The following is a 13,228-nucleotide window of genomic DNA, read 5'->3' as shown; positions in this document are numbered from 1 at the left end:
GGTTTCAAGTGAACAAGTTGTGGATTCCAGCGATTACCGTTCTGGCTTTGCTCGGCGGTTGCTCCAGCGTGCAACGCGGCTCGATTCCGGTGGTGGATTCGAGTACTAACGTCTCCAATAACGACCGGATTTCGGCCAATGGCGGGTTTCGTCAAACCGTGACCAACCGTCCGGCACAGGCCAAGCCTCAGGCAATGCCACAGGATTCGGGCGTGGTGGTGATGGTGCCTGGCAGTGGCGCTGCAACCGCGGCCCCGATCAGTGCCGAACCCTGGACGCCAGGCCCAGGCACTTCGGCGCCGATCGATTCCACGCCGATCCAGACGGCGCCGGTCAACCAGGGCACTTACACCATGCCTTCGACGCCGAGCGGTATTCCTTCGTCGTCCAGTGCCGGCGGCCTGTCGGCTGACGAACAACTGGATGGCCCGGTACTGGCGCTGCTCACCACCGCCCAGCAACAGCAGGCCGGTGGTGATCTCAATGGCGCTTCGTCGAGCCTGGAGCGTGCTCAACGCGTTGCCCCTCGCGAGCCACAAGTGTTGTATCGCCTGGCCCAAGTACGCCTGGCCCAGGGTGATGCGCCGCAAGCCGAGCAGTTCGCTCGCCGTGGTTTGACCCTGGCCAACGGTCGCCCCGACCTGCAAGCCAGCCTGTGGGGGTTGATCGGTGACGCGCGTGCCGCCCAAGGCGACGCTGCCGGCGCTGCCCAGGCTCGGGCAAAAGCCAAGGTCAGCCTCTGATGGATGGGCGGTTCCCGGCGATTGCCGAGCAGTTGTTATTGATCGAGCGAGAGTTGCGCGTGCAGGGCTGGTGGGATGAAGTGCCCCCCAGCGCCGAAGCGCTCAGCAGCGTCGAGCCTTTTTCGGTCGACACATTGGATTTTCACCAATGGCTGCAATGGATTTTCCTGGTACGCATGAAGCAGATCCTCGAACAAGACCTGCCTCTGCCCAACGCTTCCGGCATTCTGGAAATGGCCGAGATGGTCTACGCCGACCGTCCGCGAGAGAGCCTCGGCTTGCGTAATGCGCTGAAAAAGTTCGACCAACTGATCGCTGACGCTGGTTAATTGCCTGACTGTCGGTTTTTCCGGCAGTCTTGCGCATATTTCTACCGCTTGACGACATTCAGGCGAGTTTTATCCCTCCTCACAGGCCTTTCTCCTACGTTCTCATGCGCTTAGTTGGAAAAAAGCGCAATTATTGCTTGACTTGAAGGGCCTGAAACAGAAGAATCCAAAGTCCGCTGTATCGGGACTGCCAGAAGCAGGCCCGCTCGGCAGATCATGAGGCGCACACCCGCGCCGACCTGTAACACCCGCAACGCGTTACCTCGCGCTGGGTGGGAAAAGCCCGCAACACTTGGGACGATCCCAATACTTGCTCAGTCAGTGCTGACGTAGTCGGCGACCACCGTCGCTCATGCTCTGTTGAGAAGTAAACCTATTAAGACCCGTCGGTTTTCAACGGACGGTATTCTGGCGTTTTAGAGGTGAACAACGTGGAGCTTTTATCTGGCGGTGAGATGCTCGTCCGCTTTTTGCGTGACGAAGGCGTCGACTATATCTACGGGTACCCAGGTGGTGCTCTGCTGCATGTCTACGACGCACTGTTCAAGGAACCGGCTGTTACCCACATCCTGGTTCGCCACGAACAGGCCGCAACCCATATGGCTGACGGTTATGCCCGTGCCACCGGTAAAGCCGGCGTGGTACTGGTAACCTCCGGCCCAGGCGCAACCAATGCCATCACTGGCATCGCGACTGCTTATATGGACTCCATTCCCATGGTGATCATTTCCGGCCAGGTCGCCAGCACCATGGTCGGTACCGACGCGTTCCAGGAAACCGACATGATCGGTATCTCCCGCCCGATCGTGAAACACAGCTTCATGATCAAGCACGCGTCGGAAATTCCGGAAATCATGAAAAAGGCGTTCTACCTCGCACAATCCGGTCGTCCGGGACCTGTCGTGGTGGATATTCCCAAGGACATGACCAACCCGGCCGAGAAATTCGAATACATTTTCCCGAAGAAAGCCAAGCTGCGCTCCTACAGCCCGGCCGTACGTGGGCACTCCGGACAAATCCGCAAGGCGGCGGAAATGCTTCTCGCGGCCAAGCGCCCGGTGCTGTACTCCGGCGGCGGCGTGATTCTGGGGGGCGGCTCCGCACCGCTCACAGAATTGGCCAAGCTGCTCAACCTGCCGGTGACCAATACCTTGATGGGGCTTGGCGCATTCCCGGGTTCGGACCGTCAATTCGTCGGCATGCTCGGTATGCACGGCAGCTATACCGCCAACCTCGCCATGCACCACGCCGATGTGATTCTGGCGGTGGGCGCACGGTTCGATGACCGCGTGATCAACGGCGCGAGCAAGTTCTGCCCGAATGCCAAGATCATCCATATCGACATCGACCCGGCGTCCATTTCCAAGACCATCAAGGCCGACGTGCCAATCGTGGGCCCGGTGGAAAGCGTGCTGACCGAAATGGTCGCCGCGCTCAAGGACATCGGCGAAACGCCGAACAAGGAATCCGTTGCCAGCTGGTGGAAGCAGATCGACGAATGGCGCGGTGACCGCGGCCTGTTCCCGTACGACAAGGGCGACGGCAGCATCATCAAGCCACAAACCGTGATCGAAACCCTGTGCGAAGTGACCAAGGGCGACGCCTTTGTGACCTCCGACGTGGGCCAGCACCAGATGTTCGCCGCGCAGTACTACAAATTCGACAAGCCTAACCGCTGGATCAACTCCGGTGGCCTGGGCACGATGGGCTTTGGTTTTCCGGCGGCCATGGGCGTAAAGCTGAGCTTTCCGGATGCCGACGTTGCCTGTGTCACCGGTGAAGGCAGCATCCAGATGAACATCCAGGAACTGTCAACGTGCCTGCAGTACGGCCTTCCGGTGAAGATCGTCTGCCTGAACAACGGCGTGCTGGGCATGGTTCGTCAGTGGCAGGACATGAGCTACGGTAGCCGTCACTCCCATTCCTACATGGAATCGTTGCCGGATTTCGTCAAATTGGTTGAAGCCTATGGCCACGTCGGCATGCGCATCACCGATCTGAAAGATCTGAAGCCGAAGATGGAAGAGGCGTTCGCCATGAAGGACCGCCTGGTGTTCATCGATATTCAGGTGGATACCAGCGAGCACGTCTACCCGATGCAGATCAAAGACGGCTCGATGCGCGACATGTGGCTGAACAAGACGGAGCGTACTTAATCATGCGGCACATTATCTCCCTGCTTCTGGAGAACGAACCCGGCGCTCTGTCTCGTGTTGTCGGCCTGTTTTCGCAACGCAACTACAACATCGAAAGCCTGACCGTGGCCCCGACCGAAGACCCGACCCTGTCGCGCCTGACGTTGACCACCGTGGGCCACGATGAGGTGATCGAGCAGATCACCAAGAACCTCAACAAGCTGATCGAAGTGGTCAAGCTGGTCGACCTGTCGGAAAGTGCTCACATCGAGCGTGAGCTGATGCTGGTCAAGGTCAAGGCCACGGGTGCCCAGCGTGCCGAGATCAAGCGCACTACCGATATTTATCGCGGGCAGATCGTCGATGTGAGCGCCAGCGTTTATACCGTTCAATTGACCGGTACGAGCGACAAGCTGGACAGCTTCATCCAGTCGATCGGGACGGCCTCGATTCTGGAAACCGTACGCAGTGGTGTCACCGGGATTGCCCGTGGCGACAAAGTACTCAGCATCTAACCCAATTAGCGAATGGCCTTACGGCCTGGATATATAGAGGAACCTCATGAAAGTTTATTACGATAAAGATTGTGACCTGTCGATCATCCAGGGCAAGAAAGTCGCCATCATCGGTTACGGCTCCCAGGGCCACGCTCAAGCGTGCAACCTCAAAGATTCCGGCGTTGACGTCACCGTTGGCTTGCGCAAAGGCTCGGCGACCGTTGCCAAGGCTGAAGCCCACGGCCTGAAAGTGACCGACGTTGCTTCCGCTGTGGCAGCTGCCGACCTGGTCATGATCCTGACCCCGGACGAATTCCAATCCGCGCTGTACAAGAACGAAATCGAGCCGAACATCAAGAAGGGCGCCACCCTGGCCTTCTCCCACGGCTTCGCGATCCACTACAACCAGGTTGTGCCGCGCGCTGACCTCGACGTGATCATGATCGCGCCGAAGGCTCCGGGCCACACCGTACGCTCCGAGTTCGTCAAGGGCGGCGGTATTCCCGACCTGATCGCGATCTACCAGGACGCTTCGGGCAACGCCAAGAACGTTGCACTGTCCTACGCTGCCGGTGTCGGCGGTGGTCGTACCGGCATCATCGAAACCACCTTCAAGGACGAGACTGAAACCGACCTGTTCGGCGAACAAGCCGTCCTGTGCGGTGGTACCGTTGAGCTGGTGAAAGCCGGTTTCGAAACCCTGGTTGAAGCTGGCTACGCGCCGGAAATGGCCTACTTCGAATGCCTGCACGAACTGAAGTTGATCGTTGACCTCATGTACGAAGGCGGTATCGCCAACATGAACTACTCGATCTCCAACAACGCCGAGTACGGTGAGTACGTCACCGGCCCGGAAGTGATCAACGCCGAGTCCCGTCAGGCAATGCGCAACGCTCTGAAACGTATTCAGGACGGCGAATACGCCAAGATGTTCATCAGCGAAGGCGCGACCGGCTACCCTTCGATGACCGCCAAGCGTCGTAACAACGCCGCCCACGGTATCGAAATCATCGGCGAGCAACTGCGCTCCATGATGCCGTGGATCGGTGCCAACAAGATCGTCGACAAAGCCAAGAATTAAGTCGCACGTATCAAGGGAAGACGCGGCTTCGGCCGCGTTTTTTCGTTTGGGTAAGCGGGTTCTGGTATAAAGCTGCATCGTTTGCGGGCGAACACTCGCCGCAAGTATCTGTCGAATTTTTTTCACACCGTTGCAAGGTAAAATCCATGAGCGAACGTCCCGAAGAGCCAAGCCAGGCTTCTGACGCCGAAAGCCTGCTGCCAATCGATGAACATGTCGAAGAAGGGCATGACGCGGAAGGCCGCAAGGTCCGGCATCGTGGCATCTATCTGCTGCCCAACCTGTTCACCACGGCGAACCTGTTTGCCGGCTTCTATTCCATCATCAACTCGATGAGTGCCCAGAGCGCATTGGCGGCGGGTGATGCCGCGAGTGCCAGCAAGTATTTCGGTTTTGCTGCCATCGCAATCTTCGTCGCCATGGTGCTTGATGGACTGGATGGTCGTGTGGCGCGCATGACCAATACCCAAAGCGCCTTCGGTGCCGAGTACGACTCGTTGTCGGACATGGTTGCCTTTGGTGTCGCCCCGGCGTTGCTGGCGTTTGCCTGGGCGCTGGGTGACATGGGTAAGGTCGGCTGGATGGTGGCCTTCATCTATGTGGCGGGCGCGGCGTTGCGTCTGGCGCGCTTCAACACTCAAGTAGGCACTGCCGACAAGCGTTACTTCATTGGCCTGGCCAGTCCGGCTGCTGCGGGCGTGGTGGCGGGTATCGTCTGGGCGTTCAGTGACTATGGCATCCAGGGTTCGAAGATGTCGTTCCTGGTAGCCTTGATGGTCGCGGCAGCCGGCATGCTGATGGTCAGCAACATCAAGTACAACAGCTTCAAGGAATTCGACCTCAAGGGGCGTGTGCCTTTCGTGGCTATTCTTGTGGTGGTGCTGGTGTTTGCGGTGGTGTTCAGCGACCCGCCAAGAATTCTATTGTTGGCCTTCCTGGTCTACGCGGCGTCGGGGCCGGTGCAGTACCTGCTGCATCTTCGCCGGGACAAAACATTGCCTTAATGTAATTTCCCCCATACTCCGCAGTCTATTGGTGCACCTGTCCTCCAATGCTGCGGAGTTGCCATGTTAATCAAGATCCCCAAAGCGTCCGATTGCCACGAATCGGATGTCACGCCTGAATCGTTCTACCTCTCTCGCCGCAGCTTGCTTGGTGGTGCGCTTGCCGGTATTGCCGCGAGCAGCTTGCCACGTTGGGCCAGTGCCGAAGAGGCGGCACGTTATGCCGATGTCGAGCCGGGCAGGGCGCCTGACTGGTTTACGCAAAAGCTTCCAGGCACCAAGTGGCAGGCTGTGACGGTCAAGGGCGAGGCCATCACGCCGTTCAAGGATGCAACCCACTACAACAACTTCTACGAGTTCGGCACAGACAAGGGCGATCCGGCGGCAAATGCGGGTTCGCTCAAGACTGAGCCCTGGAGTGTTGTGATTGATGGTGAAGTTGCGAAGCCGGGGCGCTACGCCTTGGAAGACTTCATGAAACCTTACGAATTGGAAGAGCGCATCTACCGGCTGCGTTGCGTCGAAGCGTGGTCGATGGTGATTCCCTGGATCGGCTTTCCTGTTTCCGCCTTGCTCAAGCAGGTTGAGCCTACTTCAAGGGCGAAATTCATCCGCTTCGAAACGCTACAGGATCCAAAGAGCATGCCGGGTCAGCGCTCCAGTTTCGGCTTGATCGACTGGCCTTATGTAGAAGGGCTGCGTCTGGACGAGGCGATGAATCCGTTGGCGATCCTTGCCGTGGGTATGTACGGGCGGGAGCTGCCTAACCAGAACGGGGCGCCCCTGCGTTTGGTCGTGCCTTGGAAGTATGGCTTCAAGAGCGTGAAGTCGATTGTGCGGATCAGTCTTGTCAGCGAGCAACCTAAAACGACCTGGCAGAGTATTGCTGCCGATGAGTATGGGTTTTATGCGAATGTGAACCCTACGGTTGACCATCCGCGCTGGACCCAGGCACGGGAGCGTCGTCTACCGAGCGGCCTTTTCAGCCCGAATGTGCGTGAGACGCAGATGTTCAATGGCTACGCGGATGAGGTTGCTGCTCTCTATACAGATCTCGACCTGAAGAAGAATTACTGATGCGCTATCCGATCTGGCGCATCGGCGTCTTTATAGCCGCCGCTGTCTGGCCGTTGTTCTGGCTCTATGAAGCCTGGAGTTTTGCCCTGGGGCCCGACCCGGGCAAGGTGCTGGTGGATCGCTTGGGTCTGGGCACCTTGATCCTGTTGCTGATCACGCTCGCGATGACACCGCTGCAGAAGCTCAGCGGTTGGCCGGGGTGGATCGCAGTGCGCCGGCAGCTGGGTTTGTGGTGCTTTGCCTATGTGGTGCTGCACCTGGCGGCTTATTGCGTATTTGTCCTTGGGCTCGACTGGTCGCAGCTGGGCGTGGAGTTGCGTAAGCGTCCGTACATAATTGTCGGCGCCTTGGGGTTTTTGTCTCTACTGGTTTTGGCTCTGACCTCCAATCGTTACAGTCAGCGCCGGCTGGGCAGTCGCTGGAAGAAATTGCATCGCCTGGTGTACGTGATTCTGGGGCTCGGTTTGCTACACATGCTGTGGATAGTGCGGGCTGACCTCAAGGAGTGGGCTATCTATGCTTCCATAGGTGCACTGCTTCTGTTGCTGCGCGTACCGCCAGTGATGCGTCGGATCCCGCGTCTTATTACTAAAAAGGCACCGGCAGCAACAAAAGCGTAATTAACCCTTGACGGCAGATTCTGTGGGCCTATAATTCGCCCCACTTCCGGCGCAGTCGAAACTGAAAACTCCTTGGTAAACAATGAGTTAAGTAGGTTTCGATAGCAGGTTGCTTCAGTCCATCGAAGCCAAAAGGAAGTTGAAAAAGAGGTGTTGACAGCAGCGTGTAACGCTGTAGAATTCGCCTCCCGCTTACGAGAGATCGCAAGCGCAAGTGGTTGAAGTTGTTGAAGAAATCTTCGAAAACTTCTGAAAATAACCGCTTGACAGCAAATGAGGCTGCTGTAGAATGCGCGCCTCGGTTGAGACGAATAGCTCTTAACCAACCGCTCTTTAACAACTGAATCAAGCAATTCGTGTGGGTGCTTGTGGGGTCAGACTGATAGTCAACAAGATTATCAGCATCACAAGTTACTCCGCGAGAAATCAAAGATGTAACCAACGATTGCTGAGCCAAGTTTAGGGTTTCTTAAAAACCCAAAGATGTTTGAACTGAAGAGTTTGATCATGGCTCAGATTGAACGCTGGCGGCAGGCCTAACACATGCAAGTCGAGCGGTAGAGAGAAGCTTGCTTCTCTTGAGAGCGGCGGACGGGTGAGTAATGCCTAGGAATCTGCCTGGTAGTGGGGGATAACGTTCGGAAACGGACGCTAATACCGCATACGTCCTACGGGAGAAAGCAGGGGACCTTCGGGCCTTGCGCTATCAGATGAGCCTAGGTCGGATTAGCTAGTTGGTGAGGTAATGGCTCACCAAGGCGACGATCCGTAACTGGTCTGAGAGGATGATCAGTCACACTGGAACTGAGACACGGTCCAGACTCCTACGGGAGGCAGCAGTGGGGAATATTGGACAATGGGCGAAAGCCTGATCCAGCCATGCCGCGTGTGTGAAGAAGGTCTTCGGATTGTAAAGCACTTTAAGTTGGGAGGAAGGGCAGTTACCTAATACGTGATTGTTTTGACGTTACCGACAGAATAAGCACCGGCTAACTCTGTGCCAGCAGCCGCGGTAATACAGAGGGTGCAAGCGTTAATCGGAATTACTGGGCGTAAAGCGCGCGTAGGTGGTTTGTTAAGTTGGATGTGAAATCCCCGGGCTCAACCTGGGAACTGCATTCAAAACTGACTGACTAGAGTGTGGTAGAGGGTGGTGGAATTTCCTGTGTAGCGGTGAAATGCGTAGATATAGGAAGGAACACCAGTGGCGAAGGCGACCACCTGGACCAACACTGACACTGAGGTGCGAAAGCGTGGGGAGCAAACAGGATTAGATACCCTGGTAGTCCACGCCGTAAACGATGTCAACTAGCCGTTGGGAGCCTTGAGCTCTTAGTGGCGCAGCTAACGCATTAAGTTGACCGCCTGGGGAGTACGGCCGCAAGGTTAAAACTCAAATGAATTGACGGGGGCCCGCACAAGCGGTGGAGCATGTGGTTTAATTCGAAGCAACGCGAAGAACCTTACCAGGCCTTGACATCCAATGAACTTTCCAGAGATGGATTGGTGCCTTCGGGAACATTGAGACAGGTGCTGCATGGCTGTCGTCAGCTCGTGTCGTGAGATGTTGGGTTAAGTCCCGTAACGAGCGCAACCCTTGTCCTTAGTTACCAGCACGTCATGGTGGGCACTCTAAGGAGACTGCCGGTGACAAACCGGAGGAAGGTGGGGATGACGTCAAGTCATCATGGCCCTTACGGCCTGGGCTACACACGTGCTACAATGGTCGGTACAGAGGGTTGCCAAGCCGCGAGGTGGAGCTAATCCCAGAAAACCGATCGTAGTCCGGATCGCAGTCTGCAACTCGACTGCGTGAAGTCGGAATCGCTAGTAATCGCGAATCAGAATGTCGCGGTGAATACGTTCCCGGGCCTTGTACACACCGCCCGTCACACCATGGGAGTGGGTTGCACCAGAAGTAGCTAGTCTAACCTTCGGGAGGACGGTTACCACGGTGTGATTCATGACTGGGGTGAAGTCGTAACAAGGTAGCCGTAGGGGAACCTGCGGCTGGATCACCTCCTTAATCGACGACATCAGCTGCTCCATAAGTTCCCACACGAATTGCTTGATTCATTGAAGAAGACGATAGAAGCAGCTTTAAGCTCCAAGCTGATAGCTCTTAGCTAATCAGTTGCGCTCGAAATTGGGTCTGTAGCTCAGTTGGTTAGAGCGCACCCCTGATAAGGGTGAGGTCGGCAGTTCGAATCTGCCCAGACCCACCAATTTTGTTATGGGGCCATAGCTCAGCTGGGAGAGCGCCTGCCTTGCACGCAGGAGGTCAACGGTTCGATCCCGTTTGGCTCCACCATTAACTGTTTCTGCTGTTAGAGTTTAGAAATGAGTATTCCGCTGTGAATATTGATTTCTAGTCTTTGATTAGATCGTTCTTTAAAAATTTGGGTATGTGATAGAAAGATAGACTGAACGTTACTTTCACTGGTAACGGCTCAGGCTAAGGTAAAATTTGTGAGTCGCTCTTAATTGAGTATGATCGAATTTTCGGCGAATGTTGTCTTCACAGTATAACCAGATTGCTTGGGGTTATATGGTCAAGTGAAGAAGCGCATACGGTGGATGCCTTGGCAGTCAGAGGCGATGAAAGACGTGGTAGCCTGCGAAAAGCTTCGGGGAGTCGGCAAACAGACTTTGATCCGGAGATGTCTGAATGGGGGAACCCAGCCATCATAAGATGGTTACCTTACACTGAATACATAGGTGTATGGAGCGAACCAGGGGAACTGAAACATCTAAGTACCCTGAGGAAAAGAAATCAACCGAGATTCCCTTAGTAGTGGCGAGCGAACGGGGACTAGCCCTTAAGTGGCTTTGAGATTAGCGGAACGCTCTGGAAAGTGCGGCCATAGTGGGTGATAGCCCTGTACGCGAAAATCTCTTAGTCATGAAATCGAGTAGGACGGAGCACGAGAAACTTTGTCTGAATATGGGGGGACCATCCTCCAAGGCTAAATACTACTGACTGACCGATAGTGAACTAGTACCGTGAGGGAAAGGCGAAAAGAACCCCGGAGAGGGGAGTGAAATAGATCCTGAAACCGTATGCGTACAAGCAGTGGGAGCCTACTTTGTTAGGTGACTGCGTACCTTTTGTATAATGGGTCAGCGACTTATTTTCAGTGGCGAGCTTAACCGAATAGGGGAGGCGTAGCGAAAGCGAGTCTTAATAGGGCGTCTAGTCGCTGGGAATAGACCCGAAACCGGGCGATCTATCCATGGGCAGGTTGAAGGTTGGGTAACACTAACTGGAGGACCGAACCGACTACCGTTGAAAAGTTAGCGGATGACCTGTGGATCGGAGTGAAAGGCTAATCAAGCTCGGAGATAGCTGGTTCTCCTCGAAAGCTATTTAGGTAGCGCCTCATGTATCACTGTAGGGGGTAGAGCACTGTTTCGGCTAGGGGGTCATCCCGACTTACCAAACCGATGCAAACTCCGAATACCTACAAGTGCCGAGCATGGGAGACACACGGCGGGTGCTAACGTCCGTCGTGAAAAGGGAAACAACCCAGACCGTCAGCTAAGGTCCCAAAGTTATGGTTAAGTGGGAAACGATGTGGGAAGGCTTAGACAGCTAGGAGGTTGGCTTAGAAGCAGCCACCCTTTAAAGAAAGCGTAATAGCTCACTAGTCGAGTCGGCCTGCGCGGAAGATGTAACGGGGCTCAAACCATACACCGAAGCTACGGGTATCACGCAAGTGATGCGGTAGAGGAGCGTTCTGTAAGCCTGTGAAGGTGAGTTGAGAAGCTTGCTGGAGGTATCAGAAGTGCGAATGCTGACATGAGTAACGACAATGGGTGTGAAAAACACCCACGCCGAAAGACCAAGGTTTCCTGCGCAACGTTAATCGACGCAGGGTTAGTCGGTCCCTAAGGCGAGGCTGAAAAGCGTAGTCGATGGAAAACAGGTTAATATTCCTGTACTTCTGGTTATTGCGATGGAGGGACGGAGAAGGCTAGGCCAGCTTGGCGTTGGTTGTCCAAGTTTAAGGTGGTAGGCTGGAATCTTAGGTAAATCCGGGATTCTAAGGCCGAGAGCTGATGACGAGTTGTCTTTTAGACGACGAAGTGGTTGATGCCATGCTTCCAAGAAAAGCTTCTAAGCTTCAGGTAACCAGGAACCGTACCCCAAACCGACACAGGTGGTTGGGTAGAGAATACCAAGGCGCTTGAGAGAACTCGGGTGAAGGAACTAGGCAAAATGGCACCGTAACTTCGGGAGAAGGTGCGCCGGTGAGGGTGAAGGACTTGCTCCGTAAGCTCATGCCGGTCGAAGATACCAGGCCGCTGCGACTGTTTATTAAAAACACAGCACTCTGCAAACACGAAAGTGGACGTATAGGGTGTGACGCCTGCCCGGTGCCGGAAGGTTAATTGATGGGGTTAGCTAACGCGAAGCTCTTGATCGAAGCCCCGGTAAACGGCGGCCGTAACTATAACGGTCCTAAGGTAGCGAAATTCCTTGTCGGGTAAGTTCCGACCTGCACGAATGGCGTAACGATGGCGGCGCTGTCTCCACCCGAGACTCAGTGAAATTGAAATCGCTGTGAAGATGCAGTGTATCCGCGGCTAGACGGAAAGACCCCGTGAACCTTTACTATAGCTTTGCACTGGACTTTGAATTTGCTTGTGTAGGATAGGTGGGAGGCTTTGAAGCGTGGACGCCAGTTCGCGTGGAGCCAACCTTGAAATACCACCCTGGCAACTTTGAGGTTCTAACTCAGGTCCGTTATCCGGATCGAGGACAGTGTATGGTGGGTAGTTTGACTGGGGCGGTCTCCTCCTAAAGAGTAACGGAGGAGTACGAAGGTGCGCTCAGACCGGTCGGAAATCGGTCGTAGAGTATAAAGGCAAAAGCGCGCTTGACTGCGAGACAGACACGTCGAGCAGGTACGAAAGTAGGTCTTAGTGATCCGGTGGTTCTGTATGGAAGGGCCATCGCTCAACGGATAAAAGGTACTCCGGGGATAACAGGCTGATACCGCCCAAGAGTTCATATCGACGGCGGTGTTTGGCACCTCGATGTCGGCTCATCACATCCTGGGGCTGAAGCCGGTCCCAAGGGTATGGCTGTTCGCCATTTAAAGTGGTACGCGAGCTGGGTTTAGAACGTCGTGAGACAGTTCGGTCCCTATCTGCCGTGGACGTTTGAGATTTGAGAGGGGCTGCTCCTAGTACGAGAGGACCGGAGTGGACGAACCTCTGGTGTTCCGGTTGTCACGCCAGTGGCATTGCCGGGTAGCTATGTTCGGAATAGATAACCGCTGAAAGCATCTAAGCGGGAAACTAGCCTCAAGATGAGATCTCACTGGGACCTTGAGTCCCCTGAAGGGCCGTCGAAGACTACGACGTTGATAGGTTGGGTGTGTAAGCGCTGTGAGGCGTTGAGCTAACCAATACTAATTGCCCGTGAGGCTTGACCATATAACACCCAAGCAATTTGTTGCTCCTAGTTGAAAGACGAAAGAGGCCAGATTGCGGTGTGTGAAGACGCAATGAACCGAAAGTTCGATACTCACAAAACACCGACTTCTATCCCATACCCAATTTGCTGAAGCGAGGCCACATGGCCACGACTCAGTACCCGAATTTCTTGACGACCATAGAGCATTGGAACCACCTGATCCCATCCCGAACTCAGTAGTGAAACGATGCATCGCCGATGGTAGTGTGGGGTTTCCCCATGTGAGAGTAGGTCATCGTCAAGATTAAATTCCGAAACCC

8 protein-coding genes, 2 tRNA genes and 3 rRNA genes are annotated in these 13,228 nt (G+C 55.1%); all 13 read left to right on the top strand.

Going from position 1 to position 13,228, the window contains the following annotated elements:
* The first annotated feature begins 8 nt into the window (after positions 1–8).
* The 13 genes from C4J88_RS22810 (at position 9) to rrf (ending at position 13,212) form a co-directional block, all read left to right on the top strand.
* Positions 9–743 carry a M48 family metallopeptidase gene (locus tag C4J88_RS22810; RefSeq protein WP_124364412.1) on the top strand — a complete coding sequence of 245 codons (735 nt, stop codon included), beginning with the start codon at positions 9–11 and terminating at the stop codon, positions 741–743.
* Positions 743–1,072 (top strand): YqcC family protein, encoded by a 330-nt coding sequence (locus C4J88_RS22805; RefSeq protein ID WP_124364411.1) that lies wholly within the window; start codon positions 743–745, stop codon positions 1,070–1,072. Before C4J88_RS22810 ends, C4J88_RS22805 begins: the two co-directional genes overlap by 1 nt.
* A 431-nt stretch (positions 1,073–1,503) precedes the next feature.
* On the top strand, positions 1,504–3,228 hold the full coding sequence (locus tag C4J88_RS22800; RefSeq protein ID WP_124364410.1) for an acetolactate synthase 3 large subunit: 1,725 nt from the start codon (positions 1,504–1,506) through the stop codon (positions 3,226–3,228).
* 2 nt (positions 3,229–3,230) lie between these two features.
* A complete protein-coding gene (ilvN, locus tag C4J88_RS22795; RefSeq protein ID WP_003176102.1) occupies positions 3,231–3,722 on the top strand; it encodes an acetolactate synthase small subunit in 492 nt (163 codons plus the stop codon).
* Between the two features lie 46 nt (positions 3,723–3,768).
* Positions 3,769–4,785, top strand: a complete 1,017-nt coding sequence (gene ilvC / locus C4J88_RS22790) for a ketol-acid reductoisomerase (RefSeq protein WP_003212125.1) — start codon at positions 3,769–3,771, stop codon at positions 4,783–4,785.
* A gap of 146 nt (positions 4,786–4,931) precedes the next feature.
* The gene (gene pssA, locus C4J88_RS22785; RefSeq protein WP_070994366.1) at positions 4,932–5,789 is read left to right on the top strand and encodes a CDP-diacylglycerol--serine O-phosphatidyltransferase; all 858 of its coding nucleotides are present in this window, start codon (positions 4,932–4,934) and stop codon (positions 5,787–5,789) included.
* Positions 5,790–5,852: 63 nt separating this feature from the next.
* Positions 5,853–6,866 (top strand): protein-methionine-sulfoxide reductase catalytic subunit MsrP, encoded by a 1,014-nt coding sequence (gene msrP / locus C4J88_RS22780; RefSeq protein ID WP_124368356.1) that lies wholly within the window; start codon positions 5,853–5,855, stop codon positions 6,864–6,866.
* A complete protein-coding gene (msrQ, locus tag C4J88_RS22775; protein ID WP_124368355.1) occupies positions 6,866–7,486 on the top strand; it encodes a protein-methionine-sulfoxide reductase heme-binding subunit MsrQ in 621 nt (206 codons plus the stop codon). Before msrP ends, msrQ begins: the two co-directional genes overlap by 1 nt.
* A 489-nt stretch (positions 7,487–7,975) precedes the next feature.
* Positions 7,976–9,512, top strand: a 16S ribosomal RNA gene (locus tag C4J88_RS22765).
* Positions 9,513–9,634: 122 nt separating this feature from the next.
* Positions 9,635–9,711 (top strand) — tRNA-Ile (locus tag C4J88_RS22760).
* A gap of 10 nt (positions 9,712–9,721) precedes the next feature.
* Positions 9,722–9,797 (top strand) — tRNA-Ala (locus C4J88_RS22755).
* A gap of 239 nt (positions 9,798–10,036) precedes the next feature.
* A 23S ribosomal RNA gene (locus C4J88_RS22750) occupies positions 10,037–12,928 on the top strand.
* Between the two features lie 168 nt (positions 12,929–13,096).
* Positions 13,097–13,212 (top strand): 5S ribosomal RNA (gene rrf, locus C4J88_RS22745).
* Together the 16S, 23S and 5S rRNA genes with 2 tRNA genes alongside form the textbook arrangement of a ribosomal RNA operon.
* Positions 13,213–13,228: the final 16 nt, after the last annotated feature.

Source organism: Pseudomonas sp. R4-39-08 (assembly GCF_003852275.1).
Classification (GTDB): domain Bacteria; phylum Pseudomonadota; class Gammaproteobacteria; order Pseudomonadales; family Pseudomonadaceae; genus Aquipseudomonas.
The sequence above is the reverse complement of the archived record's forward strand: the minus strand, read 5'-3'. Positions and strand labels throughout refer to the sequence as shown.